At 76.5% G+C, this 26,416-nt stretch carries 20 protein-coding genes; 8 read left to right on the top strand and 12 right to left on the bottom strand.

From position 1 onward, the window contains the following. Window positions 1-143: 143 nt before the first annotated feature. Both BXA05_RS20075 and BXA05_RS12185 read right to left on the bottom strand, forming a co-directional pair. Entirely contained in the window at window positions 144-299 is a 156-nt protein-coding gene (locus BXA05_RS20075) for a hypothetical protein (protein ID WP_157464294.1), read from the bottom strand. 166 nt (window positions 300-465) lie between these two features. Continuing rightward, a complete protein-coding gene (locus tag BXA05_RS12185) occupies window positions 466-2,520 on the bottom strand; it encodes an ATP-dependent helicase (RefSeq protein ID WP_076405152.1) in 2,055 nt (684 codons plus the stop codon). A 126-nt stretch (window positions 2,521-2,646) separates the two neighbouring features. On the opposite strand from BXA05_RS12185, the gene BXA05_RS12180 reads away from it, so the two are divergent. Next, window positions 2,647-2,913 carry a mycoredoxin gene (locus BXA05_RS12180; protein WP_076405151.1) on the top strand — a complete coding sequence of 89 codons (267 nt, stop codon included), beginning with the start codon at window positions 2,647-2,649 and terminating at the stop codon, window positions 2,911-2,913. Window positions 2,914-3,050: 137 nt separating this feature from the next. Here BXA05_RS12180 and nudC read toward each other — a convergent pair whose 3' ends face one another. Further along, complete coding sequence (nudC, locus tag BXA05_RS12175; RefSeq protein ID WP_244550447.1) at window positions 3,051-4,175, bottom strand: NAD(+) diphosphatase; 1,125 nt, start codon at window positions 4,173-4,175, stop codon at window positions 3,051-3,053. A 121-nt stretch (window positions 4,176-4,296) separates the two neighbouring features. Here nudC and BXA05_RS12170 point away from each other — a divergent pair, with 121 nt between their 5' ends. Then, window positions 4,297-5,217, top strand: coding sequence for a phosphotransferase (locus BXA05_RS12170; protein WP_076405353.1), 921 nt, complete (start codon window positions 4,297-4,299; stop codon window positions 5,215-5,217). Window positions 5,218-5,229: 12 nt separating this feature from the next. On the opposite strand, the gene BXA05_RS12165 is transcribed toward BXA05_RS12170, so the two are convergent. From BXA05_RS12165 to BXA05_RS12155, 3 genes are all read right to left on the bottom strand, one after another. Then, window positions 5,230-8,817: an ATP-dependent helicase gene (locus tag BXA05_RS12165; RefSeq protein WP_083711842.1), complete on the bottom strand. Its 3,588-nt coding sequence runs from the start codon at window positions 8,815-8,817 to the stop codon at window positions 5,230-5,232. Next, the gene (locus BXA05_RS12160; RefSeq protein ID WP_076405150.1) at window positions 8,814-12,269 is read right to left on the bottom strand and encodes a PD-(D/E)XK nuclease family protein; all 3,456 of its coding nucleotides are present in this window, start codon (window positions 12,267-12,269) and stop codon (window positions 8,814-8,816) included. Before BXA05_RS12160 ends, BXA05_RS12165 begins: the two co-directional genes overlap by 4 nt. 64 nt (window positions 12,270-12,333) lie before the next feature. After that, a complete protein-coding gene (locus tag BXA05_RS12155) occupies window positions 12,334-13,299 on the bottom strand; it encodes a DUF3152 domain-containing protein (RefSeq protein WP_244550446.1) in 966 nt (321 codons plus the stop codon). A gap of 66 nt (window positions 13,300-13,365) precedes the next feature. Between BXA05_RS12155 and BXA05_RS12150 the strand changes: the two genes are divergently transcribed. After that, window positions 13,366-14,103 (top strand): TetR/AcrR family transcriptional regulator, encoded by a 738-nt coding sequence (locus tag BXA05_RS12150; protein WP_076405149.1) that lies wholly within the window; start codon window positions 13,366-13,368, stop codon window positions 14,101-14,103. 94 nt (window positions 14,104-14,197) lie between these two features. Beyond that, window positions 14,198-14,422 carry a DUF3107 domain-containing protein gene (locus BXA05_RS12145; RefSeq protein ID WP_034654117.1) on the top strand — a complete coding sequence of 75 codons (225 nt, stop codon included), beginning with the start codon at window positions 14,198-14,200 and terminating at the stop codon, window positions 14,420-14,422. Between the two features lie 85 nt (window positions 14,423-14,507). On the opposite strand, the gene BXA05_RS12140 is transcribed toward BXA05_RS12145, so the two are convergent. After that, the gene (locus BXA05_RS12140) at window positions 14,508-15,221 is read right to left on the bottom strand and encodes a ferritin-like fold-containing protein (RefSeq protein WP_061266904.1); all 714 of its coding nucleotides are present in this window, start codon (window positions 15,219-15,221) and stop codon (window positions 14,508-14,510) included. Between the two features lie 241 nt (window positions 15,222-15,462). Between BXA05_RS12140 and BXA05_RS12135 the strand changes: the two genes are divergently transcribed. Beyond that, window positions 15,463-17,130, top strand: coding sequence for a DEAD/DEAH box helicase (locus tag BXA05_RS12135; RefSeq protein WP_076405148.1), 1,668 nt, complete (start codon window positions 15,463-15,465; stop codon window positions 17,128-17,130). Window positions 17,131-17,220: 90 nt separating this feature from the next. Here BXA05_RS12135 and BXA05_RS12130 read toward each other — a convergent pair whose 3' ends face one another. After that, complete coding sequence (locus BXA05_RS12130) at window positions 17,221-18,411, bottom strand: CynX/NimT family MFS transporter (protein ID WP_076405147.1); 1,191 nt, start codon at window positions 18,409-18,411, stop codon at window positions 17,221-17,223. Next, on the bottom strand, window positions 18,408-19,127 hold the full coding sequence (locus tag BXA05_RS12125) for a FadR/GntR family transcriptional regulator (RefSeq protein ID WP_143311139.1): 720 nt from the start codon (window positions 19,125-19,127) through the stop codon (window positions 18,408-18,410). Before BXA05_RS12125 ends, BXA05_RS12130 begins: the two co-directional genes overlap by 4 nt. 139 nt (window positions 19,128-19,266) lie before the next feature. Between BXA05_RS12125 and BXA05_RS12120 the strand changes: the two genes are divergently transcribed. After that, window positions 19,267-21,102 carry a chitinase gene (locus BXA05_RS12120; RefSeq protein ID WP_076405146.1) on the top strand — a complete coding sequence of 612 codons (1,836 nt, stop codon included), beginning with the start codon at window positions 19,267-19,269 and terminating at the stop codon, window positions 21,100-21,102. A gap of 85 nt (window positions 21,103-21,187) precedes the next feature. Here the strand turns inward: BXA05_RS12120 and BXA05_RS12115 are convergent, their stop codons facing one another. After that, complete coding sequence (locus BXA05_RS12115) at window positions 21,188-21,820, bottom strand: MarC family protein (protein ID WP_021482981.1); 633 nt, start codon at window positions 21,818-21,820, stop codon at window positions 21,188-21,190. A 7-nt stretch (window positions 21,821-21,827) separates the two neighbouring features. Next, the gene (locus tag BXA05_RS12110) at window positions 21,828-22,667 is read right to left on the bottom strand and encodes a PHP domain-containing protein (RefSeq protein ID WP_076405145.1); all 840 of its coding nucleotides are present in this window, start codon (window positions 22,665-22,667) and stop codon (window positions 21,828-21,830) included. Window positions 22,668-22,785: 118 nt separating this feature from the next. Here BXA05_RS12110 and BXA05_RS12105 point away from each other — a divergent pair, with 118 nt between their 5' ends. Both BXA05_RS12105 and BXA05_RS12100 read left to right on the top strand, forming a co-directional pair. Next, complete coding sequence (locus tag BXA05_RS12105; protein WP_083711840.1) at window positions 22,786-23,682, top strand: alpha/beta fold hydrolase; 897 nt, start codon at window positions 22,786-22,788, stop codon at window positions 23,680-23,682. Then, window positions 23,679-25,331 (top strand): aminopeptidase P family protein, encoded by a 1,653-nt coding sequence (locus BXA05_RS12100; RefSeq protein ID WP_083711839.1) that lies wholly within the window; start codon window positions 23,679-23,681, stop codon window positions 25,329-25,331. The genes BXA05_RS12105 and BXA05_RS12100 overlap by 4 nt, the downstream gene beginning before the upstream one ends. 280 nt (window positions 25,332-25,611) lie before the next feature. Here BXA05_RS12100 and BXA05_RS12095 read toward each other — a convergent pair whose 3' ends face one another. Next, a complete protein-coding gene (locus tag BXA05_RS12095) occupies window positions 25,612-26,394 on the bottom strand; it encodes a YflT domain-containing protein (RefSeq protein ID WP_076405144.1) in 783 nt (260 codons plus the stop codon). Window positions 26,395-26,416: the final 22 nt, after the last annotated feature.

The raw sequence follows: 26,416 nt of genomic DNA, 5'->3' as shown, positions 1-26,416 counted from the left end.
CGTCGTCGTCACAGGACCCTGAGGACAGCGGCCCCGTCTCGTGGAGACGGGTGGTGCCGGTGATCCTCATCGGCGGACGTGCTCGGAGAACACGAAGGCCGCGGGTCCTAGAGGGACTCCGCGGCCTGGAAGGTTCCGGTCGGTCAGACCGGGTTCGTCCTGGGGGCGGAGTCGGGAGCGGGGCGGGCGATGAAGGTGCCGCCGCGGTGCGCGATGGCACGCGGACGGAGCTCTCCTGGCGTGCCCGTGTACACGGACGCGTGATCCAGCAGGTTCGCCATGGCGATCTGGTTGTTCATCAGCTCTCCCACCCCCTCTCTCCATCAGGCGCCCGCCTCTCGGCGCGCCCCTTCCCAACAGGACTCGTCGACCATATGCCGCCCTTCGCAGGAGGCACAACTTATTTACGGGAATTTCTTCGACGAGTTCACCCGACCCTCGTCGAGGGCCGGGCAGAGCGCCTCGTCAGCCCTCCGCGCGGCGCACGATCTCGAGGATCGTGGCCCCGTACCGCTCGATCTTCGCGGGCCCCAGACCGTTGATGCGCGCCAGCCCGGCCGGGCTCGTGGGGCGCGTCTCGGCGATGGCGGCGAGCGCCGAGTCCACGAGCACGGTGAACGCCGGCTTGTCCGTCTCCTGCGCGACCTGGCGACGCCACTCGCGCAGCTCCTCGAACAGCGCCTGGTCGTACTCCCCCGTGAGCCGGACCTTCGCCTGCCCGGCGCGAGCACGCCGCGTCCCGCGCGCGCCGGGCTCGTCGGGCCAGAGCCCGTCGAGGAAGCGCGTGCGCCGGCGCGTCGCCCGGCCGCCCGGGTTGCGCGAGCGCGCGAACGAGAGCTCGAGGTGCTCGCGCGCCCGCGTGATGCCGACGTAGAGCAGCCGGCGCTCCTCCGCGACCGCCTCGTCCGTCTCGGCGAGGGAGATCGGCATGAGCCCCTCGCTCATCCCCGCGAGGAAGACGGCGTCCCACTCGAGCCCCTTGGCCGCGTGCAGCGACGCCAGGGTGACGCCCTCGACCGTTGGGGCGTGCTGCGCGGCGGCGCGCTCGTCGAGCTCGGCGACGAAGGCCGCGACGGTCGGGGCCGGGGCGTCGGACGCGGCGGCGAGCCCCGCGACGTCGTCGGCGAGCGCGACGAGCGCCTGCGTCGACTCCCAGCGCTCGCGCGCCGCGCCCCGCGCCGCCGGCGGCGCCGGGGCCCAGCCCGCGGCGGCCAGGACGTCGCGCACCGTCTCGGGCATGGGGACGTCCGGGTCGGCGGAGCGCGCCGCGCCGCGCAGGAGGACGATCGCGTCGCGCACCTCCTTGCGCTGGAAGAAGCGCTCCCCTCCCCGTACCAGGTAGCCGATGCCCGCGTCGGCGAGCGCCGACTCGAAGGCCTCGGACTGCGCGTTGGTCCGGTAGAGCACGGCGATCTCGCTCGCGCGCGTGCCCGCGGCGAGGAGCCGCCCGATGCGCTGCGCGATCCCGCTCGCCTCGGCCTCGTCGTCGTCGTACGCGGTGAAGGCGACGGGCGGCCCGGCCGGCCGCTGGGCGACGAGCTCGAGCGCCTGGTGGGCGCCGCCCGCGCGGCCCGCGCGCGCGAGGAGCTGGTTCGCGAGGTTCACCACCTGCGGCGTCGAGCGGTAGTCGCGCACCAGGCGGATCACCTGGGCCTTGGGGTGCGTGCGCGAGAACGTGAGCAGGTGGTGCGGCGTCGCGCCGGTGAACGAGTAGATCGTCTGCGACGGGTCCCCGACGACGCACAGCTCGTCGCGCCCCCCGAGCCACTGGTCGAGCACGAACTGCTGCAGGGGCGACACGTCCTGGTACTCGTCGACGACGAAGTGGCGGTACTGGCGCCGCACCTCGTCGGCCACCGTGCCCTGCGTCGCGAGCATGTCGCCGAGCATGAGGAGCACGTCCTCGAAGTCGATGACCGACCGCTCGGTCTTCACGTCCTCGTAGGCCGTGAGGAGGCGCGCGACGGTCTGGTGGTCGTAGCCGGCGGGGGGCTCGCGGTCGATCGCCTCGCACGCCCGGACGTAGTCGTCGGCGGTGACGAGCGAGACCTTGGCCCACTCGATCTCGGACGACAGGTCCCGCACCGCGACGCGGTCCACCCCGACGCCGAGCCGCCGCGCCGACTCCGCGACGACGGGCGCCTTGTGCTCGAGGATGCGCGGCGGCGCCCCGCCGACGACCTTGGGCCAGAAGTAGCCGAGCTGGCGCAGCGCGGCCGCGTGGAACGTGCGCGCCTGGACGCCCGTCGCGCCGAGCTCGCGCAGCCGCGTGCGCATCTCGCCCGCCGCGCGCGCCGTGAACGTCACGGCGAGCACGCTCGTCGGCACGTACACGCCCGTGCGGACCCCGTACGCGATGCGGTGCGTGATCGCGCGTGTCTTGCCCGTCCCCGCGCCGGCGAGCACGCACACAGGCCCGCGCAGCGCGACCGCGACGTCGCGCTGGTCGGGGTCGAGCGCGTCGAGGATCTCGTCGGCGGAGCGGTGGGCGAGCGGGCGTGAGACCGGTGGCGTGGACATCACCCGCGATTCTCGCAGCCCCCGGTGACACGCGGGCGGGGAACAGCCCGCGCTCCCCCGGTGTTACCGTCACGACCCGACCGCCCGCGGCACACGCCGCCCGGAACCGCAGCAGGAGAGCCCTCGATGAGCACCGCCCCGACCCTTCCCGACGCCGGCTCGATCGTCATGTACTCGACGACCTGGTGCGGGTACTGCCGCCGCCTCAAGACGCAGCTCGACTCCGAGGGCATCGGCTACACCGAGGTCAACATCGAGGAGACGCCCGGCACCGCCGAGTTCGTGGAGTCCGTCAACGACGGCAACCGCACCGTGCCGACCGTCGTCTTCCCGGACGGCTCCGCCGCGACGAACCCGTCCCTCGCGGAGGTCAAGAAGCGCCTCGCCGCCTGACGCGGCCGCAGGAGGGCCCGGTCCGGACGTCCGGACCGGGCCCTTCCGCGTCCCCGAGCAGCCGTCGCAACGGCGTGCGTCGCGCCGCTCCTCGCCACCCGCCTCCCTGAGCGGCCCTGAGCGGCCCTGAGCCACCCTCAGTCGTCGGCGAGGCGCGCGCCGAACCAGTCCTCGACGAGCGCACGCGCGATCGACGACCGGCCCGGCAGCAGCACCTCGCCCGACCGGACGGCGTCGGCGAGCCCGGCCCGCGTGAACCAGCGCGCGTCGGTGAGCTCGACGCCGTCCACGTGCAGCTCGGTCGTCAGCGCGCGCGCCGAGAACCCGAGCATGAGCGAGGCCGGGAACGGCCAGGGCTGGCTCCCCCGGTAGGCCACGTCGCCGACGACGACGCCCGCCTCCTCCGCGACCTCCCGCCGCACCGCGTTCTCGAGCGACTCCCCGGGCTCGACGTAGCCCGCCAGGGTCGAGAACCGCCGCTCCGGCCAGTGCGCCGCGTGCCCCAGCAGCAGGCGCTCGTCGGCCCCCTCGCCGTGCACGACCGTCATGATGACCGCCGGGTCCGTGCGCGGGTACAGCTCGACGCCCTGGGCCACGCAGCGGCGCGTCCAGCCGCCCTTCTCGACGGTCGTCCGACCGCCGCAGCGCGGGCACCGGGGGTGGTTCGCGTGCCACGCCGCGAGCGCGACCGCCTCCGTCGCGAGCCCCGCGACGGGCGCCCCGACCTCGCCGACGAGGTCCCGCAGCCCCGACCACGTCCGCTCGCGCGCGAGCACGGCGAACGGCTCGGAGGCGTCCACGCCCTCGATGTCGACCTCCTCGGCGTCGGCGTCGTCGGGCAGGACGAGCGCGAGGTACGCCGTGCCGTCGCCCTCGCCGAGGAAGAGCCAGCGGCCCTGGTCGTCGTCGGTCGCCGGGTCGACGTCGCGCAGCTCGGCCGGGTCCAGGAGGGCGACGCCGTCCGCCGCGCCCGGGCCGCCGAGCGCGAGCCGGCCGCGGTGGACCAGCAGGACGCGCGTCGTCGGCTGCGACCGCAGCGTGCGCACGAGGTCCGGCTCCGCGCGGCGGTGCTCCGCGCGGTCGACGAACGCGCCGTCGAGCGGCAGCGGGAGGCGGTCCAGCGGGGTGCGCGGCAGGGTGCCCGGCCCGGTGGCCGTGCCGGTCCCGGTGTCGGCCGGGGTGCTGGTCGGCGCGGGCGTGGGTCGGTCCGGGGCGGCGGGGTCGCTCGTGCCCGACGACGGCCGGGCGGCAGGGGTGCTCACCCCCCGACCGTAGGCCACCCCCGGCCGAGCCACCCGCCTGCGCGCGGCGCCGCGGGGCGGGGTGCGGCGTCGGACGGCGTGGGTCGACCGGGCGCGTGCGGGGACCGACTACCGTGGTCGCGTGCCTCGCTCTCCGTTGACCCTCGCCGCGCTCGCGACCGCCGCCGTGCCCGGCCTGGACGCCCGCAGCGCGCGGCCCGTCGAGGACCCGGGCGACTACGACACCGCCGTCGTGACCGACGCCGACGGCGCCCGCTGGACCGTGCGCGCACCCCGCAGCCTCCAGGCCGGCGCCGCGCTCGAGGCCGAGGCGGAGCTGCTGGGCTCGCTGCAGCACTACGCCGAGTCGGGGGTGCTGTCGTTCGCCGTGCCGCGCGTCAGCGGCACCGCGCTCCTGCCCGAGGGCGGGCGGGCCGTCGTGCACCCCGCGCTCGAGGGCGAGCCGCTCGACGTCGACAGCCTGCGGCCCGGACCGGGCCTCGCGGCCGACCTGGGCCGCGTGCTCGCGTCGGTCCACGAGCTGCCGCGCGCGATCGTCGACGACGCCGGCCTGCCGGGCTACGAGGTCGAGGAGTACCGCGCGCGCCGCATGGCGGAGCTCGACGAGGCCGCGGCCACGGGCAAGGTCCCCCCGACGCTCCTGCGCCGCTGGGAGACCGCGCTCGAGGACGTCTCGCTGTGGCGGTTCCAGCCGGTCGTCGTGCACGGCGACCTGGGCCCGGAGCAGGTGCTCGTCGCCCGCGGACGCGTCGTCGCGGTGACGGACTGGGCGAGCGCGCGCGTCGCGGACCCCGCCGACGACCTCGCGTGGCTGCTCGTCTCGGCACCGCCCGAGGCCGTCGACTCGATCATGGAGGCGTACCAGCTGCGCCGTACCGAGCTCACCGACAAGCACCTGCTCGACCGCGCGCTCCTCGTCGGCGAGCTCGCGCTCGCGCGCTGGCTCCTGCACGGCGTGCGCAACGGGCTCGACGACGTGGTCGCCGACGCCCTCGACATGCTGGCCGATCTCGACGAGGCGACGCAGGACGCCGACGACTGAGGCGTCGCCGGCTCAGTCGGCGACCAGCAGCGCCTCGATCTCGGCCTCGCCCAGCAGGCGGCGCGGACGCACGGTCTCGTCGGACGCGACGTAGTAGAACGCCGCGTTCACCTTCTCCAGCGGCACCCCCGTCCAGCGCGACCACGCGAGCCGGTAGACCGCGAGCTGCACCTCGCGCACGCTGCGCGCCTCCGGGTCGGACGGCGCACGCCCCGTCTTCCAGTCGACCACCACGACCGCGTCGCGCGCCCCGCCCGCGTGCTCCGGGAGCTCGGGGAACACCGCGTCGATGCGCGACCGCAGGACCGTCGACCCGACGGGCGTCTCGACGTCGACCTCGACCGCGACCGGCGTGCGCGTGGCCCACTCCGAGGCCAGGAACGTCCGCTGGAGCGTCTCGAGGTCGGCGTCGGGGTCGAGGTCGTCGTCGTCCGCCCCGGGGAGGTCCTCGACGTCGAGCAGGGACGACGTCGTGAAGTAGCGCTCGGCCCACAGGTGGAACCGCGTGCCCCGGCGCGCGTGGACCGTGGGCTCGACCGGGACCGGGCGGCGCAGGTGGAGCGCGTACTCGTCGCGGTCCGCCGCGAGCCGCACGAGGCTCGACGCCGAGACGTGCGCCGGCAGCTCGACCTCCCGGCCCGAGCGCTCGGCACGCTCCGCGAGCAGGACGCGCGCGAGCGCGACGAGGTCGCGGCCCTCGGCGTCGACGAGGACCCCGGAGGGCGCCGTGAGCCCGGCGGGGCCGCCCGTGCCGGCCACGCTCGCCCTCCCGGGCACGGCGTCGACCGCCCCGGCCCCGGCGTGCGCGGCACGGTCCGCCGCGCCACGCCTTGCCGCGTCACGCTCGGCTGCCGCACGCTCGGCCGCCGCACGCTCGACGGCCGCCGCGGTGTCCCGCAGGACGGACCGCGCCGACCCGCCGGGAGCGTCGTCGGGCACAGGCCACGTCCCGGTCACCTCGACGTCCTCGAGCGGGTTGGAGTCGTCGGGGCCGGGAGGTGCCGACCACCCGTCGGCCGTCACGACCCCCGCCTCGACGAGCTCGACGAGGAACGGAGACAGCGCGCGCGGCCGCGATCCCGTCTGCCACCAGGACGCCGTGAGGTACAGCTCGCGCCGCGCGCGCGTGAAGGCCACGTAGGCGAGCCGTCGCTCCTCGGCGAGCTGGTGCTCCCCGCTCGCCGCGCGGAACTCGTCGCGCCGCGCCACGAGCTCCTTCGTGTCCGCGGCGAGGTCGAAGCGGAACTCCGGCAGGTCGGCGGCGTCGCCGCGCAGCGGGTACGGGAGCTGGCTCACGTCGGTGAGCCAGCCGCTGTCCGCGCGCACCCCCGACGACGACTGCGCAGTGGTCGGGAACACGCCGTCCACGAGCCCGGGCACGACGACGACGTCCCACTCGAGGCCCTTCGCGGCGTGCGCGGTGATGACCTGCACCGCGTCCGGGTCGGGCTCGCGCACGGGCAGGTCGAGCCCGTTCTCCCGGGTCGAGGCGACCCCGAGCCAGGCGAGGAACGCCCCGAGCGTCACGACGTCCGCCGTCTGCGTGAACGTCGCGGCGACGTCGCGGAACGCGTCGAGGTGCTCGCGGGCCCGGTCGCTCACCGCCTCCGGGTCGACGAGCCGCCGCGACGCGAGCAGCGCCTCGTTCGTCACCGCCTCGACGTCGAGCCCCAGGGCCCGCTCCGCCTCGACGACGAGCTCCGGGAGCGACAGGTAGGTGAGACCGCGCAGCGCGCGCAGGGTCCGGGAGAGCGCCGAGAGCCGCGCGTGACCCTCGGCGGAGAGCGTGCGCCCGTCCGCCGCCGGCTCGCCCGGGTCCGGGAGGTCGTCGAGCGCGTCGACGATCGAGCGGTGGTCGGCCACGTCGCCCTCGACGACCACGAGCCCCGACTCGGCGTCCTCCGCGGCGGGGGTGCGACGGCGCGAGCCGAGCGCGCCCTCGAGCCGCGCGAGGTCCGCCGCGCGGCTCCCGAGCGCGTGCAGGTCGGCGGCGCCGAGGTTGAGCCGGGGCCCGGTGAGGAGACGCACGAGCGCGTCGCCGCGCGAGGGGTCGTGCACGGCCTCGAGCAGCGCGACGACGTCGACGACCTCGGGCGTCGTGAGCAGTCCGCCGAGGCCGACGACCTCCACGGGGAGCCCACGCCGCCGCAGCGCGACCTCGACCGCCGCGAACTGGCTGCGCTTGCGGCACAGCACGGCCGCGGTGACGCGCCCCCCGGGCGCGCTCGCCGGGCGCCAGCGCGCGGCGACGCGCTCGGCCACGGCCGCGGCCTCCTCCTCGGCGGTCGCCGCCACGTGCGCGGCGACCGCGCCCGGGCCCGCGCCGGGGCGCAGGGCGAGCGGCGGCACCTCGACCCGGTCGCCCCGGCCGCCGGCGACGGCACCGCGCAGCGGACCGGCCGTGACGTTCGCCGCCGCGAGGACGGCGGCGTCGTTGCGCCACGACGTCGAGAGGAAGCGCACGGCCGAGCGGTCGCCGCCCGCGCGCGGGAAGCGGTCGGGAAACCGCGCGAGGCCGCCCGCGCTCGCGCCGCGCCACCCGTAGATCGACTGGTGCGGGTCGCCCACGGCCGTCACGGGGTGCCCGCCGCCGAACAGCCCCGCGAGGAGCTCGACCTGCGCGTGCGACGTGTCCTGGTACTCGTCCAGGAGGACGACGCGGAAGCGGGCGCGCTCGGTCTCCCCCACCACAGGCACCTCGCGCGCGAGCCGCGCCGCGAGCGCCACCTGGTCGCCGAAGTCGAGGGAGTCGGTCGCGCGCTTGCGGCGGCGGTACTCCGCGACGACGTCGAGCAGGCGGACCCGTTCCGCGACGTCGCCGACGAGCTTCTCGACCTCCTTCGTCCGGGCCTTCTGCCGCGGCCCCAGCGGGAGCGCGTCGAGCTGCTCGACGATCTCGGCCAGGCGGTCCCGCGCCTCGGCGGGGTCGAGGAGGTGCTCGCCGAGCGCGCCGGAGAGGCCGAGCACCGCCGCGACGACCGTGCTCAGCGCGCGGTCGGTGCCCAGGTCGTCGTCCCAGGACTCCACGACCTCGGACGCGAGCTGCCACTGCTGCGCCTCGCCGAGGAGGCGGGCCCCCGGCTCGACGCCGACGCGCAGCCCGTGGTCGCCGACGAGCGACGCGGCGTACGCGTTGTACGTCGCGACGGTCGGCCGGTCGAGCAGCGAGAGCGCCGACGCCGCCCCGCCCCGGGCGCGCGCGAGCTGGGCGAGCCGCACCTGGACGCGCTCCGCGAGCTCCCCCGCCGCCTTGCGCGTGAACGTGAGGCCCAGCACCGCGTCCGGCGGGACGAGCTCGTTCGCGATGAGCCAGACGACGCGCGCCGCCATCGTCTCCGTCTTGCCCGAGCCGGCCCCGGCGACGACGAGCGTCGGCTCGAGCGGCGCCTCGATCACCTCGACCTGCTCCGGGGTCGGGCGGGGACGTCCGAGGAGGTCGGCGATCCGCGTCGCGGAGAGCGTCGGCTGCGGCGGCTCCGCCGCCCGGTGCCCGTCGCCCGGGGCGTCGGCGCTCTCGACCGGGAGGCCGTCGGCCGCGACGAGACGCACCGTCGGCCCGCTCGCGCCCGCCTCCGGGAGCTCGAACAGCTCGCTGCTCACGCCACCACCCTCCTGCCCTCGGGCTGCACCGGGCACGCCCGGCGCACGGGGCACATCTCGCACAGCCCGTTCTGGCGGGCGGTGAACGTCGCCGCCGACATGGTGCCGGCGGCCTCCTCCACGAGGTCGCGCGCCCAGCTCGACCCGTCGGGCTCCGGCTCCAGCGCGGGCTGGGCCACGACGGCAGGGCCCACGTGGGTGCTCCCGACGTAGACGAGCTGCGCGCCCGCGCTGCGCGTGCCCTCCGGCACGTCCAGCGCGCCCGCCTCGACCGCGAGCTGGTAGGCACCGAGCTGGGGATGCTCTGCGCCCTCCGCCTTCGTCGCGGTGCGCCGACCGGTCTTGAGGTCGACGACGCGCACCGAGCCCTCCCCCGCCGCCTCGACCCGGTCGATCGTGCCGCGCAGCCGGGCGCGGCCGACGGTGACGTCGAACGACGGCTCGACGAGGAGCGGCTCGCCCGCCTGCGCGACGTAGGCCGCGAGCTTCTCGACCATGCGCTCGGCCCGGCGCCGGAGCTGGCGCGCGGGCCAGCCGTCGGGCAGCGCGAGCTCCGCCCACCGGCGGTCGAGCTCCGCGCGCAGCTCGGCGAGCGACCCGGACGGGTGGGTCTCGGCGATCGAGTGGACGAGCGTGCCGAGGCTCTGGTGCGTCGCGTCGGGCGCCGTCCCGCCGGCCGCCTCGAGCGACCACCGCAGCGGGCACGTCGAGACCGTCTCGACCTTCGAGGGCGACACCGTGACGGTCTCCTCCGCACCGCGCAGCGGCGCCGTGCTCGACACGCCCGCCACGCCGTACCACGTCTCCGGGCGGGCCTCCGCGACGCCGAGCGCACCGAGGTCCGCCAGGAGCGTCGCCGCCGCGACGGCGCGCTCGTCCGGCCCCGACGCTCCGGCGCCGCCGGCCTCGCGCGCCGCGGCCTCGACGAGGACGCCACGGGCCGCGGCGACCAGCCCGCGCAGGTCGAGCGGCGCCCCGACGCGCACGTGCCTCCGCTCGGCGGGCTCGACCTGCCCGCCCCCGACGTCCGCGAGCCCCGGGCCGACGGGTGCGCGTCCGACCGGCGCCGGACCAGAACTCGCCGCGGGACCGGCGGGTACCGGGCCGGCGCCCGCCGCGGGTGCGCCCGGGCCGTCCTGGGGACCACGCCCGTCGGGACCGTCCGTGCCGTCGGGGCCCTCGGGCGCCGACGGCGGCACGACGAGGTCGCAGAACACCGACGGCGCCTCCTCGGCGTCCTGCACGGCCGTCACGACGAGGCGACGCGTCGCACGCGACGTCGCGACGACGAAGGCCCGCAGCTCGTCGGCGAGCACCTGGGCGCGCGCCTGCGAACCGACCCCGTGCGCGTCCTGGGCGCGGCCGGCGAGGAGCTCGACGAGCGCCTGCGAGCCGAGCAGCGAGTCGCGCAGCCGGAGGTCGGGCCACACGCCGTCCTGGACGCCCGCCACCACGACGACGTCCCACTCGCGCCCGGCCGCACCGGCCGGGGTGAGCGCCGCGACGGCGTCGGCCCCGCTCGCGCTCGCCGCGAGCGAGTCGGCGGGCAGGTCCTGCGAGGCGAGGTACTCGACGAACGCCCCGGCGGGCGCGCCCGGCATGCGGTCGACGAACGTCTCCGCGGCGCGGAACAGCGCGAGCACCGCGTCGAGGTCACGGTCCGCGCGCGCCCCGGCGGGGCCGCCGTCGAGCGCCGCCGAGCGCCAGCGCTCCGCGAGACCGGTCGCGGCCCACACCGCCCACAGGACCGTCTGCGCCGTCGCGCCGGGCTCGGCCGCCGCAGCCCGCCCCGCCGCGAGCGCCCGGGCGACCGCGACCGGCCCGCGGCGCACCGTGGGCGGCAGCGTCGCGGCGCGCGCCGGGTCGAGGAGCAGCTCGACGAGCAGCGCGTCGGACGAGCGCCCGCCCCCGCCCTCGAGCTCCTCGGCCCGCAGCGCGCGGCGCAGACGGCGCAGCGCGACGACGTCGAGCGCGCCCACGGGCGACGTGAGCAGCGCCGCCGCGGTGAACGGGTCGAGGGCCTCGGGGTCCTCCGCGTCGGCGACGCACACGCGCACGGCCGCGAGGAGCGGCGCGACCGCCGGCTCGTCGCGCAGCGGGACGTCGGAGCCGAGCAGCGTCACGGGGACCGAGGCGGCGACGAGCTCGCGGCGCAGCGCCGCGAGCCGCGTCCCCGTGCGCGCGACGACGGCCATCCGGTGCCAGGGGGTGCCGTGCAGCAGGTGCTCCGCACGCAGCTCCCGGGCGACGAACGCGGCCTCCTGCGCGACGGCCGAGAGCACCGCGACCTGCACGGGCGGGGCGCCGGGGCCGACGTCGGCCGCCTCGCCCGGACGCCCGTCGGCGGCGCGCGGCGCGGCGCCACGGTGCACCGCCCCGGCGACGGTGCCGACCTGCGCGGTCACGCGGCGGGTCACCTCGCGCAGCGGCGCGCTCTGGCGCCAGGCGGTGCCCAGCACGGCGACGCGCGCGCCCAGCTCGCCCCGGCGCACGCCGTCCCGCCGTGCCGGGGCGGACGCCCGGCCCACGAGCCCCGGGCTCGCGCCGCGGAACGTCTGCACCGCGGCGTCGGGGTCGCCGAGCAGCACGAGGCGCGCGCCGTCGTCGTGCAGCACGTGCAGGAGGCGCGCGGTCGCGACCGTCGCCTCCTGGTAGTCGTCGACGACCACGAGGTCCCAGCGCGGCCGGGCGGCGTCGGGCACCTCGTCGTCCCAGGCGAGCAGGGCCTCCGCGGCCTCGTCGACGACGATCGCCGGGTCGAACCGCGACCCGGCGTCGGGCGTGCCCGTGCGCAGGGCGGTGACGTCGAGGTACTCCGCGAAGAGCTGGGCGCCGAGCGACCACTCCGGGCGGTCGTAGCGCTCGCCGAGGGCGGCGAGGTCGGCCGGGGTCAGGCCGCGCTCCGCCGCGCGCATGAGGAGGTCGCGGAGCTCCTGGCGCAGCCCCCGGAGACCGAGCGCCTCCTCGGGCAGGCCCGCGGGCAGCGCGAGCGGGGTGCCGAGGTGCGCGAGGCCGCCGTCGAGGTGGCCCTCCAGGAGCTCGGCGAGCACGAGGTCCTGCTCCGGGCCGGAGATCAGCGTGGGGGCGGGCTCGCCCAGCGCGGCCGCGCGCTCGCGCAGGACGGCGAAGGCCGCGGACGCGGCGGTGCGCACCAGAGGCGCGCCGACCGTGCGGCGCGCGCGGGCCGACAGGCGGTCACGGAGCGCGGCGGCGGCGCGGCGCGACGCGGCGAGGAGGAGCACGCGCTCGGGCGCGACGCCGTCGCGCAGGGCCGCGAGCACGACCTCCTGCGCGACGAGGGTCTTGCCCGTCCCGGGTGCGCCCACCACGAGGGTGGCCCCGGGGCCGGCCGCGGCGGCGAGCGCCGCGCGCTGGGAGTCGTCGAGCACCGCGTCGGCCTCGAGCTCGCGAGGCCGCGCGACGAGGCGGGGGGCGGTCGTCGTCCGGGGCACGGACCCGATCCCATCACGCGCCACCCACACCGTCGTGCGCCCGGCGTGGCGTGGCGCCGGGCGGTTACGGGACGGGCCAGCCGTTCGTCAGGCAGCCCTGGGCCGAGATGGACTGCTGGACCATCACCGGGGCGACGGCGCCCGGCGCGGGGCAGTCCTCGTGGCCGTGGCCGAGCACGTGCCCGACCTCGTGGTTGACGAGGTACTGCCGGTACGTGGCGAGGTCGTCGCCGAAGTCGGGCGCCCCGAGGACCCAGCGCTCGAAGTTCAGCACGGCAGCACCCGTGACCGAGTTCCCGCACGAGTAGCGGCTCTCGGTCGCCAGCGGGGCGCACAGGCGGTCGGTCGTCGCGGGGCTCGCGAGCACGACCCGGATCGACGCGTCCTCGGCCGCCGTCCGCGAGAACGTCACGCCGTCGGGGACCGACCAGCCGCGCGGGTCGTTGAGCGTCGTGAGCACCGCGGCGGCGAACACGTCGCCGTCGACGGGGAGCCCGGCCTCGACCTCGACCCGGACGGAACGGACGGTGCCCGTCCCGGGCGCGGGGCTCTCCCCCGGCACGACGACGAGCGAGCCGCCGAGGTCCGGCGCGACGACGACCGTCCCGAGCAGGCCGGAGCCCGGCTCCGCGACCGGGGCCTCGGGCGACTCGACGGGTGCCGGCTCAGCGAGGGGCTCGGGCGCCGTCGTCGGGACGGGCTCGGGCGCGGTGACCGCGTCCGGGCGCGGCGCGATCGGGCCGAGGAGGCCCGGGCCCCGCTCGACGGCGCCCGCGCGCTCGACGGACGACCGGCTCACGGCCGCCGACTCGTCGCGCTCCGGGGCCGGCGGCTCCACGCGGACGTCTGCGGCGGGAGCGGCCGCGGTGCCCGCCGCCCCGCCCAGGTCCCAGACCTCCGCCGTCGCCGCACCGCCGCCGAGGCCGACGACGAGGCACGCGGCGACCGCGGCCCCGTGCCGCAGACCCGTCGCGCGACCCCCGGCACGGGCGGTCGAGAGGCGGTTCGGGGGGGTATGTCTGTCGGGCACCCGCCCATCGTCCCACTCCTCGCGACGCGAGGTCGACACGAACCGCGGTTTCCGTATCCTCCCCCCATGGGAGCCACCGAGGGACGCACGCGCGGCGCGGCCGCCGCTCCCCCGGGACTGCGCACCCGGATGCCGCGCGACGAGCGCCGCGCGCAGCTCCTCACGATCGCCGAGGAGCTCTTCGCCTCCCACGGCTACCACCACATCTCGATGGACGACATCGCCGACCGTGCCGGGGTCGGCAAGCCCGTGCTGTACCGGCACTTCCCGTCGAAGCTCGACCTCTACCTCGCGATCGTCGACGACCAGGGCGAACGCCTCGTGGGAGCCGTGCACGCGACGCTGGACCCGTTCCGCGAGCCCGCGCCGGGGAACCGCGCGGGCGACCTCGACGCCCTCGCGGTCGACGGCCTCGCCGTGATCGAGGGCATCGTGCGGGCCTACGTCGCGTACGCGCGCGCGGCGGGCCGCTCGGCCGCGCTGCTCTTCGAGTCCGACGTCATGCGGGACCCGGTCGTCCGGGCGCGCGTGCTCGCGCCGGACACGACGATCGCCGGCGCGTTCGCCGACGTGCTCGTGCGCATCACGGACCTCGACACCGACGAGGCGCTCGTCGTCGCCCGGACGTGCACCGCCGTCGGGCGGGCCGCCGCGACGGAGGTCGTGCGCCCGGACGGCGGCGCGACGGCCGACGACGTCACCCGGCTCGTGCCGCGCCTCGTGTGGCGCGGGGTGCGCGGCATGCTGCGGCGGCCGCTGTCGGGCGCCCCCAGCGCGCCCGGCGGGTCGGCGACGGGAATCTGACTACTATCGATCGCGTTGTCGCCGGTGGGACGCCCGCCGGCGGCCCGAGGCCCGTCGTCGCTGCGCCTGGCGCAGCCGCTGTGAGGAGAGCTGAGTGGAAGTCACGATCGGTGTGCAGAACCTGGCCCGTGAGATCGTCGTCGACACGGACCTGACCGCCGAGGCCGTGGCCACGGCGGTCGCCGACGCGCTCGGCGGCGCCCCCGCCCTCGAGCTCACCGACTCGCGCGGTCGCCGCGTGATCGTCCCGACGGCGTCGCTCGGCTACGTCGAGATCGGCACCGAGGAGCAGCGCCGGGTCGGTTTCGGCTCGCTTTGAGCCTGCAGGTCCGAGCGTCGGGCGACCCTCGGGGCCCCGACCGTCACGTGCCGCCGTCGCGCCCCCGGGCGCGGCGGCGGCTTCGTCATGCCGCGAGGCCCAGGCGGTCCATCCGCCGGGAGTGCTCCGCCGTGAGGCGCGCGAACACCCAGGACTGCGTCGCGGGCGCGGGCCCGCTCCCGCCGCCGGCGGCGACCGGCTCGGCCCCCGCCGCCACGAGCCGGGCGAGCGCGGGACGCCTGGACAGCACGTCGCCGACGACGCCGAGCGCCTCCCCGACGAGGCGCCGACCCCACAGCGCGAGGCGCGACGCGAGCACCGGGTCCTCGGCGGCGACCTCGGCGATGACCGGGGCGTAGCGCTGCGACGGGGTGTCGTGCGTGAGCGCCTCCACGACGACGTCGCGCGAGCGCTCGTCGAGACCCTGGGCCGCGAGGAGGCAGAAGTCGTCCGCGACGCCCTGGCCCACGTAGCCCTTGAGGATGCCCTCCCACCACGTGCTGGGCTTCGTGCGCGCGTCGAAGTCGTCGAACAGGCCGTCGAACGGGCTCATGCAGTCCGCCGGGTCGCCGCCCAGCTCCTCGACGCGCACGAGCACGCGCTCCTGCCGGTCGAGCATCGCGGCCGCGAGGCGGGACAGGGCCTGGCGCTGGCGCAGCGTGGGCGCGTGCGCGGCGTCGCCCGCGAGGCGCCCGAAGCTCGCGAGCTCGGTGTACGCGACGAGGCCGAGCAGCTCCACCGCGTCGGTGTGGTCCGCCGGGGGCAGGGTCGTGGGGCTCGCGTGCTCGGCGTCGCTCATCGGGCCAGGATAGTTCTCCGATATCATGGCCGACGTACATCGGTTGCCCGGTCGTCCAGACCTCACGCTCGTCACGCGTACGACGACGGCACGGCACGGTCCGCAGCGCGGGCCTGGCCACGACATCCCACGATCGGCTGCCGGCCACGAGGTGCGCACGACCGCGACCGGGAACCTCCCCGGCTCCGGGCCCCGACGGCCCGCCGACGGTCGCGCGTGCCCGAACGAGACAGAGGCACCAGTGACCACCACAGACGCCACCACCACCGACGCGACGCCGGACGTGAGCGCGGACGCGACGTCCGTCGCCGCGAGCGTCCACGCGGACAACACGACCTTCGCGGACTTCGGCGTGCGCCAGGAGATCGTCGACGCGCTCTCCGACGCGGGCATCGTCCAGCCCTTCCCCATCCAGGCGATGACGCTCCCCGTCGCCATGTCCGGCCACGACATCATCGGCCAGGCCAAGACCGGCACCGGCAAGACCCTCGGCTTCGGCGTGCCGCTCCTGCACCGCGTCGTCGCCCCGGGCGAGCCCGGCTTCGACGAGCTGCCCTCCCCCGGCAAGCCGCAGGCGCTCGTCGTCGTCCCGACGCGCGAGCTCGCCGTCCAGGTCGCGAACGACCTCACCACGGCCTCGAAGCGCCGCTCGGTGCGCATCGTCCAGCTCTACGGCGGTCGCGCCTACGAGCCGCAGGTCGAGGCGCTGACGCGCGGCGTCGAGGTCGTCGTCGGGACGCCCGGCCGCATGATCGACCTGATGAACCAGGGCCACCTCAACCTCACGCGCGCCGCGACCGTCGTCCTCGACGAGGCGGACGAGATGCTCGACCTCGGGTTCCTCCCGGACGTCGAGAAGATCCTGGCGCGCACGCCCGCGCAGCGGCACACGATGCTCTTCTCGGCGACCATGCCGGGCGCCGTCGTCTCGATGGCGCGCCGCTACATGAAGCAGCCGACGCACATCCGCGCGAACGACCCGGACGACGGCGGCCAGACGGTCAAGAACATCGAGCAGGTCGTCTACCGGGCGCACGCGCTGGACAAGGTCGAGATGCTCGCGCGCATCCTCCAGGCCGAGGGCCGAGGGCGCACGATCGTGTTCGCGCGGACCAAGCGGACCGCGGCGAAGGTCGCGGACGAGCTCGTCGACCGCGGCTTCGCGGCCGGCTCGATCCACGGCGACCTGGGCCAGGGCGCACGCGAGCAGGCGCTGCGCGCGTTCCGCAACGGCAAGATCGACGTGCTCGTCGCGACCGACGTCGCGGCGCGCGGCATCGACGTCGAGGACGTCACGCACGTCGTGAACTACCAGTGCCCCGAGGACGAGAAGACGTACCTGCACCGCACCGGCCGCACCGGTCGCGCGGGCAACAAGGGCACCGCGGTGACGTTCGTCGACTGGGACGACATCCCCCGCTGGTCGCTCATCGACAAGGCCCTCGACCTCGGCATCCCCGAGCCGGTCGAGACGTACTCGAGCTCGCCGCACCTGTACACCGACCTGCACATCCCCGAGGGCACGAAGGGCCGCCTCCCCAAGGAGCGCCGCACGCTCGCGGGGCTCGAGGCGGAGGAGATCGAGGACCTCGGCGAGACCGGCAAGCGGCACACGCCCGCGGGCGGGTCGCGCGGTCGCCAGGGCGGCCGGTCCGACGGCGGCCGTGGCCGCTCCGAGGGCGAGCGGGGCCGGTCCGGGGGCCAGGGCCGCTCGGGCGGGCGTCGCGGCGAGACAGAGCGCACGGGCGCTCGCGCCGAGGGCGAGCGCACCGAGGCGGCCGAGGGCGCCCCGGCGACCGAGGGCGGGGAGCGCCGCCGTCGGTCCCGCAGCCGTCGCCGCACGCGCGGCGGCCGCCCGGTCGAGCAGCAGGGCGGCGGCGCCGAGGCGACCGCCCAGCCCGCCGAGTAGTCGCTCCACGGCCCGACGCCGGACCCCGGGTCGCGCCCTCACGGTCACCGGACCGTGGGGGACGCGACCCGGGGTCCGTCGCGTCCGGGGTCAGTGCACGTGCGCGTCGCGCCCGGCGAACCACACCGCGGCGCCCTGGACGGCCGCCGCGGCGACGAGGAGCAGGAGCGGGAGGGTCCACGCGCCGGTGACGTCGTGCGCGAGCCCGAGGCCGAGCGGGCCGGTCGCGGCGAGCAGGTAGCCGGCGCTCTGCGCCATGCCGGAGAGCTCGGACGTGTGCGCGGCGTCGCGCGCCCGCAGCGCCATGAGGGTGAGCGCGAGGCTGATCCCGCCGCCCTGCCCGAGGCCGACGAGCACGACCCAGAGCGCCGCTGCGCCGGGCGCGACGGCGAGCCCGAGCAGCCCCGAGCCGACGAGGACCACGAGCACGAGGCCGATGCCGCGCTGGCGCGGCATGCGCCCGGCGAGGACCGGGGTCACGAACGAGCCGACGATCCCCGCGAGGTTGCACAGCGCGAGGAGCCAGCCCCCCGCCTCCGGCGTCCGGCCGAGCGCGACCATGATCTCGGGCAGCCAGGCGTTGACCGCGTAGAACGACAGCGACTGCATGCCCATGACGACGGTGACCGCCCAGGCGAGCGGGGAGCGCCACACCACCGACCGCGCGGCGGCCGGTCCCGTGCCGGGTCCGAACGCCACCGTGCCGGCGGGGTCGGGCCGCAGCGCGCGCGGCACCCAGACGATCGCCCCGAGCACGGCGAGGACGCCCCAGGTCGCGAGCGCGCCGCGCCAGTCGAGGCCGGCCGCGGACGCGACGGGCAGGGTCAGGCCCGCCGCGAGCGCCGCCCCGCCGGAGAGCGCCATCGAGTAGAGGCCGGTCATGAGACCGATGCGGTCGGCGAAGTCGCGCTTGATGAGCGCGGGCAGCAGCACGTTCCCGAGCCCGATCGCGCACCCCGCGACGACCGTCCCGGCGAACAGCCCCGCGGTCGAGGGCACGAGGCGCAGCCCGAAGCCGACGCACAGCAGCACGAGGCTCACGAAGAGCGCGCGCTCGAGCCCCCAGCGCCGCGCGAGCACGGGCGCGAGCGGCGCGAGGAGCCCGAAGCACAGGACGGGGAGCGTCGTGAGCACGCCCGCCGCCGTCGCGCTGAGGCCCAGGTCCGTGCGGATCTCGCCGAGCACGGGCGAGATCGCGACGACGGCGGGCCGCAGGTTGAGCGCCGCGAGGACGATCGCGACGACGGCGGCCAGCCCCAGCGGACGGCGCAGCCCGCTCACGCCTCGACCTCGCCGGCGTCGGCGTCGCCGCGACCGGCCGCGGCGGCCTCGACGAGCTGCGCCCGCACGGCGTCGATCGTCGCGACGACGGCAGCCTCGGCCGCGTCGGCGTCGGCCGCCCGGACCGCCGCGACGACCTCCTCGTGGCCGGGGACGTCGCGGTGGTGCCGACGCTGCCCGCCGGACGGGAGCGTGCGGACGAGCGCGTGGTCGAGGCCGTCGTAGAGGTCGGCCAGCAGGGGGTTGCCCGCGGCGCGCACGACCTCGCCGTGGAAGGCGACGTCGGCGGCCTGGAAGGCCTGCTCGTCACCGTCGCGTGCCGCGACCTGGGCGGCGAGCGCCGCGTCGAGACGGTGGAGCGCGTCGGCGTCGGCCCGTCCCGCGGCGGCGCGCGCCGCGCCGCGCTCGAGGATCTCGCGCACCTCGAGCACGTGGAGCGCGTCCGTGGTGCGGGCCCGCCGGGTCAGGGCGGCGTCGAGCCCGTCGGCCGCGCGCACGTAGGTGCCGTCGCCGCGCCGCGGCTCGAGGATCCCGGCGTGCTCGAGCGCGCGCACGGCCTCGCGCACGGTGTTGCGCCCGACGCCGAGCTCGGCGACGAGCTCCGGCTCGGCCGGGATGCGGGTGCCGACGGGCCACTCCCCGCGCTCGACGCGCTGCATGAGCCGTTCGACGACGAGCTCCGACACCTTGCGGGGAGGGATGATCGGCTGGTCCACCGAAAGAACCTAACATCCCCTGTTTGGCTCGGTGACGAGACGGGGCGTACGGGGTCTCGCGTACGGGGGTTGACCAGCGCGCGGCACCGCGAGGACCTTGCGACAGGACCGCTCCTTCGACGACGAAAGCGAGACCACCATGGACCCCACCCCGTCACGACGCCGACGACTGCGCAGCCTCCTCGCCCTCCTCGCCCTCGTCGCCTCCGCCACGCTCGTCGGGACGCTCCTCACCGGCACCACGACCGCCGCGGCCGCGGACACCGAGCTCGCCGTCAACGGCGGGTTCGAGTCCGGACTGTCCGGGTGGACCTGCTCCGGCTCCACGGGGCAGCAGGTCACGAGCCCGGTCCGCACCGGCAGCGGGGCGCTCCGGGCCACGCCCGCCGGGACCGACACCGCGCGCTGCTCGCAGACCGTCGCCGTCCGGCCCTCCTCGACCTACACGCTCAGCGCGTGGGTCCAGGGCTCCTACGCGTACCTCGGGGCGAGCGGCGCGACGGCGCAGGACGTCACCACCTGGACGCCCTCGGCCGCGACCTGGCAGCGGCTCAGCGTGACCTTCACGACGACCGCGACGGCGACGTCCGCGACCGTCTTCGTGCACGGCTGGTACGGCCAGCCGGCCTACGTCGTCGACGACGTCAGCCTCGTGGGCCCGGGCGGCGGCGCGGCGCAGCCGCCCGCGACCCCGACCGGCCTCACCGCCGGGACGCCCACCGCCACCAGCGTGCCCCTCACCTGGGGCGCCGTCGCCGGCGCCACCGGCTACGCCGTCTACCGCGACGGCACGCGCGTCGCCACGACCACGGCCCCGTCCACCACCGTCTCCGGGCTCACCGCCGCCACCGCCTACTCCTTCCAGGTCACCGCGACCAACGGCGCGGGCGAGTCGCCCCGCTCCGCCGCCGTCGCCGTCACCACGGCGACCGGCGGCACCGGGGGCGGACCCGGCGCCGGGCTGCCGGCGCACGCGCTCGTCGGCTACCTGCACACGTCGTTCGCCAACGGCTCGGGCTACGTCCGGATGGCGGACGTCCCGGACTCGTGGGACGTCATCAACCTCGCGTTCGGCGAGCCGACGAGCGTCACGTCCGGCGACATCCGGTTCAGCCTCTGCCCGCGGACCGAGTGCCCGAACGTGGAGTCGGTCGCGGAGTTCAAGGCCGCCGTCGCCGCCAAGCGCGCGGCCGGGAAGAAGGTGCTCCTGTCGATCGGCGGGCAGAACGGCCAGGTCCAGCTGACGACGACCGCCGCGCGGGACGCGTTCGTCGCCTCCGTGAGCTCGATCATCGACACCTACGGGCTGGACGGGGTCGACATCGACTTCGAGGGGCACTCCCTGTACCTGAACCCGGGAGACACGGACTTCCGCTCCCCGACCACCCCCGTGATCGTCAACCTCATCTCCGCGCTCAAGTCGCTCACGGCGCGGTACGGCGACGACTTCGTGCTGACGATGGCGCCGGAGACCTTCTTCGTCCAGAACGGCTACCAGTTCTACGGCTCCGGCCCGTGGGGTGGCCAGGACCCGCGCTGCGGCGCCTATCTGCCGGTCATCCACGCCCTGCGCGACGACCTGACGCTGCTCCACGTCCAGCACTACAACTCGGGGCCGATCATGGGGCTCGACGACCAGTACCACTCGATGGGCGGCGCGGACTTCCACGTCGCGCTGACGGACATGCTGCTCACCGGCTTCCCGGTCGCGCGCGACACGACGAAGATGTTCCCCCCGCTGCGCCCCGACCAGGTCGCGATCGGCCTGCCGGCCAGCACGCAGGCGGGCAACGGCCACACCCCGCCCGCGCAGGTCGCCCAGGCCCTGGACTGCCTCACGAAGGGCACGGGCTGCGGGTCGTACCGGACCCACGGGCGCTGGCCGGGGCTGCGCGGCCTCATGACGTGGTCGATCAACTGGGACCGCTTCAACGGCGGCGAGTTCTCCCGGAGCTTCGACGCGTACTGGCCCTGACGAGCGGGTCACCACCGCGCACGCGACCGGCGTCCGGGGGGCCTCGCCCTCGGACGCCGGTCGCCCCGGACGGCGGGACGCGAGGTCAGGCGGTCTGGACGAACTCGATCACGGCGTCGGCGACGAGCTGCACGGCGATGGCTGCGAGCAGCAGACCGGCGATGCGGGTCACGAGGATCGTGCCCGAGTCGCCGAGGACGCGGTTGATGACGTTCGCGAAGCGCATCGAGAGCCACAGGCACACGTGCACAGCGACGACGCCCGCCGCGATGGCGACCCACTCGGCGACGCCCCCGCCGCGCTCCCCCGCGCGCTGCACGAAGACCATCGTCGCGACGATCGCGCCCGGGCCGGCGAGCAGCGGCGTCCCGAGCGGCACGAGCGCGACGTTGACGCCCTTGTTGCCCGACGGCTGCGGCTCCTCCATCTTGCCGGTGAGGAGCTCCATCGCCACGAGGAGCAGCAGCAGGCCGCCCGCCGTCTGGAGCGCGGGCAGCGAGATGTGCATGTAGCTGAGGATCTGCTGGCCGAACACCGCGAACGCGACGATCACGCCGAACGCCACGAGGATCGCGGTGCGCGCCGCCTGGTTGCGCTGCTTGGCGCCCATCGCGCTCGTCAGGCCCAGGAACACCGGCACCGTGCCGGGCGGGTCCATGATGACGAACAGGGTGACGAAGACCTCCGTGAAGAGCCGGACGTCGAAGAACTCGCTCATCGTCCGATCATCGGATCACGTCCAACTGTCCCAGCTCCTCGATCTGCTCCAGCACGGTCGGTGCTGTCGTGTTCTCCCCGAGCCGGTTCGGTTTGCCGGCCCCGTGGTAGTCGCTCGACCCGGTGACGAACAGGCCCAGGGTCCGGGCCAGGTCCTCGAGCCGTGCGCGCTGACGCTCGTCGTGGTCGCGGTGGAACACCTCGAGCCCGGCGAGCCCCGCCTCGGCCATCTCCTCGATCACGGCGTCGGCCACGACGCGGCCGCGACCGTCCGCGCCCGGGTGGGCGAAGACGGGCACGCCGCCCGCGGCGCGGATCCCGCGCACGGCCACGACGGCGTCGGGCGCGTAGTGGGGCACGTAGTACGGGGTGTCCGTGGCGAGGATGGTCGCGAACGCGGCGGAGCGGTCGGGCGCGAGCCCGGCCGCGACGAGCGCGTCGGCGATGTGCGGTCGCCCGATCGTCGTCCCCACGACGGTCTGGGCGAGCACATCCTCCCACGTGATCGGGTAGTCCTCGGCGATGAGGTCAACCATCCGCCGGGCCCGGCTCGTGCGCGCGTCGCGCGTGCGGTCCAGCTCCGCGAGGAGGGCGGCGTGCGCGGGGTCGTGCAGGTAGGACAGCACGTGCACGCTGATGCCGCCGGAGCGGGCCGAGATCTCCGCGCCGCGCACGAGCGCGACCCCGTGCGCGAGCGCCGCGTCCGTCGCCTGCGCCCAGCCCGCCGTCGTGTCGTGGTCGGTCAGCGCGACGACGTCGAGCCCGGCAGCGGCGGCGGCCTCGACGACCGCCCCCGGGGCGTCCGTGCCGTCGGACGCCGTCGAGTGGGTGTGGAGGTCGATGCGCACGGGGACCAGGATAGTGACGACGCACCGAGGCGGCGGCACGGGACCCCCACACGATGTCCACACGGGGCGCGGCCCCTCCCCACGGTCGTCCCAGGCTGGGGTGCCAGAGTCGGGAGCGATGACCCTCACGACGCCCCCCACGGCAGCCCTCGCCCCGACCTCCCCCTCGACCCCTTCGACGCCGGTGTCCCCCGACCCTGCGCAGGCCGCGCCCGCGGTGGTCTTCGTCCACGGCATGCGCACCTCGGGCGCGATCTGGGACCGCCAGGTCGAGCACGTGCGCGCCCTCGGGCACGACGCCGTCGCGGTCGACCTGCCCGCGCACGGCGCCCGCGCGCACGAGCGCTTCACGCTCGACCGCTCCTTCGAGGTGCTCGACGAGGCGGCCGCGTCGTTCGGCCCCGACCGCCGGGTCGCGCTCGTCGGCCTCTCGCTCGGCGGCTACACGTCGCTCGCCTGGGCGGCCCGACGCCCCGCGAACCTCGCGGGCGTGGTGGCCGCGGCCTGCACGTCCGACCCCAAGGGCAAGCCCGTCGCGCTGTACCGCGACGTCGCGCGCCTCGTCGTCGCCGGGGGCGGCGCCGTCGGCCGCGGCGCGCGCTGGGCCGCGCGCACGACCGCGACCGCGTGGGGCACGATCGCCCGCGGCGGGCGCGGCCTGCCGGGCGGTGCCGCGTCGTCGTACGCGCTGGCCGGGCCGGCCGACGCCGGGCCGCCGACGCCGGTCGCGCCGGGCTGGCACGTCGTCACCGACGCGCTCACCCAGCTCGCGGGCCGCTCGTGGCTCGCCCACGTGCGCGACGTCGACGTCCCGGTGTGGCTCGTCAACGGCGCGCGCGACCACATGCGCCTCGACGAGCAGCGCTACCTGGCCGCGGCCGCGGACGCGGCGCTCGTCGTCGTGCCGCGCGCCGGCCACGACGTCAACAGCGAGGCCCCCGAGGCCTTCAACCGCGTGCTCGGGCGCGCGCTCGCGGACTTCGGCCGCGTGCGCGGTGCGAGACTGGGGGCATGACCGACGCCACCCCCGTCACGCCCGCGCCCCTGTCCGAGACGCCCGACCAGGCCGCCGAGCACGCCGGCCCCGGCGAGACCCAGGACCTGGCCGCGCGCGGCAGCAACCGCTCCCAGCGCCCGGACTCCGACGCGTTCAAGGCCTTCATCACGAGCGGCTGGGCGCCGCGCGCCGCGCTCGACGTCGAGCCCCTGCCGGCCGCGCCGTTCACCGTCGCACGCCGCGCCGCGCTGTCGGCCCGGTTCCCGGGCGCGCGCCTCGTCGTGCCCGCCGGCCCGCTGAAGACGCGCTCGAACGACACGGACTACCGCTTCCGCCCGCACTCGGCGTTCGCGCACCTCACCGGCTACGGCACGGACCAGGAGCCCGACGCCGTGCTCGTGCTGCACCCCGTGGAGCCGGGCACCGGGGACGCCGGGTCCGACCACCACGCCGTGCTGTACGTCCGCCCGCTCGCCGCACGCGACACGGAGGAGTTCTACGCCGACGCACGGTACGGCGAGTTCTGGGTCGGCGCCCGCCCGTCGCTCGACGACGTCACGACCGCGACCGGCGTGGAGGCCCGGCACGTCGACGAGCTGCGCGACGCGCTCGCGAAGGACGTCGGCGCCGGCGGGGTCACGCTCCTCGTCGTCGCGGGCGCGGACGAGGCCGTGGAGGCGCTCGTCGAGGCGATCCGCGCGGAGGCGGGCGTCGACGACGTCGAGGCGGCCGCGTCCGCCGAGGACCAGCAGCTCTCCGAGGCCGAGTGGCTCGCGCGCGCCGAGGCCGCGTACCGCCGCACGGACGCCGCGCTGGTCGAGGCGGTCTCCGAGCTGCGCCTGGTCAAGGACGCGCACGAGGTCGAGCAGGTGCGCGAGGCCGTCGCGGCGACGATCGCGGGCTTCGAGGAGGTCGTGCGGAGCCTGCCGCGCGCCGTCGGGCACCGTCGCGGCGAGCGCGTCATCGAGACGACGTTCGACGCCCACGCGCGCCTCGAGGGCAACACCGTCGGCTACGAGACGATCGCCGCAGCCGGCGAGCACGCGACGACGCTGCACTGGATCCGCAACGACGGCGTCGTGCGGACCGGCGAGCTCGTGCTGCTCGACGCGGGCGTCGAGGTCGACTCGCTCTACACGGCCGACGTGACGCGCACGCTGCCCGTCGACGGCGAGTTCACCGACGTCCAGCGCCGCGTGTACCAGGCCGTGCTCGACGCCGCGGACGCCGCGTTCGCGGTCGCGGTGCCGGGCGCGCGCTTCCGCGACGTGCACGCCGCCGCGATGGAGGTCATCGCCGCGCGCCTGGAGGAGTGGGGCCTGCTCCCGGTGAGCGCCGCCGAGTCGCTCTCGCCCGAGGGCCAGCAGCACCGCCGCTGGATGGTGCACGGCACGAGCCACCACCTCGGCCTCGACGTGCACGACTGCGCGCAGGCGCGCCGCGAGCTCTACCTCGACGGGGTGCTCGAGCCGGGCATGGTCTTCACGATCGAGCCGGGGCTGTACTTCAAGGCGGACGACCTGGCCGTCCCGGCGGAGTACCGCGGGATCGGCGTCCGCATCGAGGACGACGTCCTCGTCACCGCCGACGGCAACGAGAACCTGTCGGCCGCGCTCCCCCGTCGGCCCGAGGACGTCGAGGCCTGGATGGCGCGGCTGCGCGGCTGAGCGGGCCCGGCTCACCGGCGGAGGAACTGGGCTATGGTGGCCCGTTCATCCACCGGTGAGGGGAGGTGAACTCACGTGGCGAAGAGCATCAAGAAGGAAGCGTCGATGTCCATCAAGGAGAAGCGCGCCCAGAAGCGCGAGAGGGCTGCCGAGACCGCAGTGAAGTCGCGGAAGCGCTAGCGGCGCTTCCGCCGAGGGCCGGCCGACGGACGACGACGTCCGACGGCCGGCCCTCGTCGTCTCCTCCGAGAGACGTCCCGGTCGCCCCGCGAGCGGTGCGTCAGGCCGGGCGCTCGGGCTGGTCGGGGTGCGCACCGGGGGCGGGTGCCTGCCCGGGTGCGGCGTCGGGCGCGGGCGCGTCGGTCGGCTGGTCCGACGCCGGCCGCATCGCGCCGTAGCGCGGCTCGCCCGACGGCGTCGTCCAGCGCGGGTCGGGCGTGCGGGTCGGGGGCGCCGCCGGAGGGGTCGGCGCGGGGACGCCCGCCGAGGGCTCCGGGGCCGGCGCGTGCGGAGCGGCGGGGGGTGGGGTGCCGGGGGTGCCCCAGCCGGGGTTGGCCGGGGCGGCGGGCCCGCGGACACCGCCCGCGCCCTCGGGCATGCGGCCCAGGAGCTGGCGCGCCTCGCCCGCCCGCTCGGGCGCGCAGAGGATGCCGTAGGACGAGGCGACGATCTGGCTCTGCGACGTGAAGTCGCGCTTGCCCTGCGTCAGCGCGTACGACAGCACCGAGAAGAGCAGGCCGAACCCGGCGCCGATCCCGACGGCGGTGAGCACGAACCCGCCCTGGCCGGAGAACATGAAGAGCAGCAGGCCGACGAAGAGGCCGAACCACGCGCCGGACGCGGCACCCGCGATCGCGACGCGACCGTAGGTGAGACGGCCCGTCACGCGCTCGACCATCTTGAGGTCGGTGCCGACGATCGTCACGAGCTCGACCGCGAACTTGTTGTCCGAGAGGAAGTCGACCGCCTTCTGCGCCTCGAGGTAGGTCGCGTACGACGCCACCTCCTCGCCGCGCGGCGGGGTGGGGACACGGGGGACGGCGCCCGGGCGTGACATGCTCATTCGCCCAGTCTGTCCTACCCGG

The sequence above is a fragment of the Cellulosimicrobium funkei genome, assembly GCF_900155925.1.
Taxonomy (GTDB): domain Bacteria; phylum Actinomycetota; class Actinomycetes; order Actinomycetales; family Cellulomonadaceae; genus Cellulosimicrobium; species Cellulosimicrobium funkei.
This window is presented reverse-complemented; position numbering and strand designations above follow the sequence as displayed.

Bases quoted from the DNA above. Each gene is read 5' to 3' on its own strand.
- BXA05_RS12150 (WP_076405149.1), top strand. From the start codon at position 13,366: ATGGGAGCCACCGAGGGACGCACGCGCGGCGCGGCCGCCGCTCCCCCG.
- BXA05_RS12180 (WP_076405151.1), top strand. From the start codon at position 2,647: ATGAGCACCGCCCCGACCCTTCCCGACGCCGGCTCGATCGTCATGTAC.
- BXA05_RS12185 (WP_076405152.1), bottom strand. From the start codon at position 2,520: ATGTCCACGCCACCGGTCTCACGCCCGCTCGCCCACCGCTCCGCCGAC.
- BXA05_RS12095 (WP_076405144.1), bottom strand. From the start codon at position 26,394: ATGAGCATGTCACGCCCGGGCGCCGTCCCCCGTGTCCCCACCCCGCCG.
- BXA05_RS12140 (WP_061266904.1), bottom strand. From the start codon at position 15,221: ATGAGCGACGCCGAGCACGCGAGCCCCACGACCCTGCCCCCGGCGGAC.
- BXA05_RS20075 (WP_157464294.1), bottom strand. From the start codon at position 299: ATGAACAACCAGATCGCCATGGCGAACCTGCTGGATCACGCGTCCGTG.
- BXA05_RS12100 (WP_083711839.1), top strand. From the start codon at position 23,679: ATGACCGACGCCACCCCCGTCACGCCCGCGCCCCTGTCCGAGACGCCC.
- BXA05_RS12115 (WP_021482981.1), bottom strand. From the start codon at position 21,820: ATGAGCGAGTTCTTCGACGTCCGGCTCTTCACGGAGGTCTTCGTCACC.
- BXA05_RS12120 (WP_076405146.1), top strand. From the start codon at position 19,267: ATGGACCCCACCCCGTCACGACGCCGACGACTGCGCAGCCTCCTCGCC.
- BXA05_RS12105 (WP_083711840.1), top strand. From the start codon at position 22,786: ATGACCCTCACGACGCCCCCCACGGCAGCCCTCGCCCCGACCTCCCCC.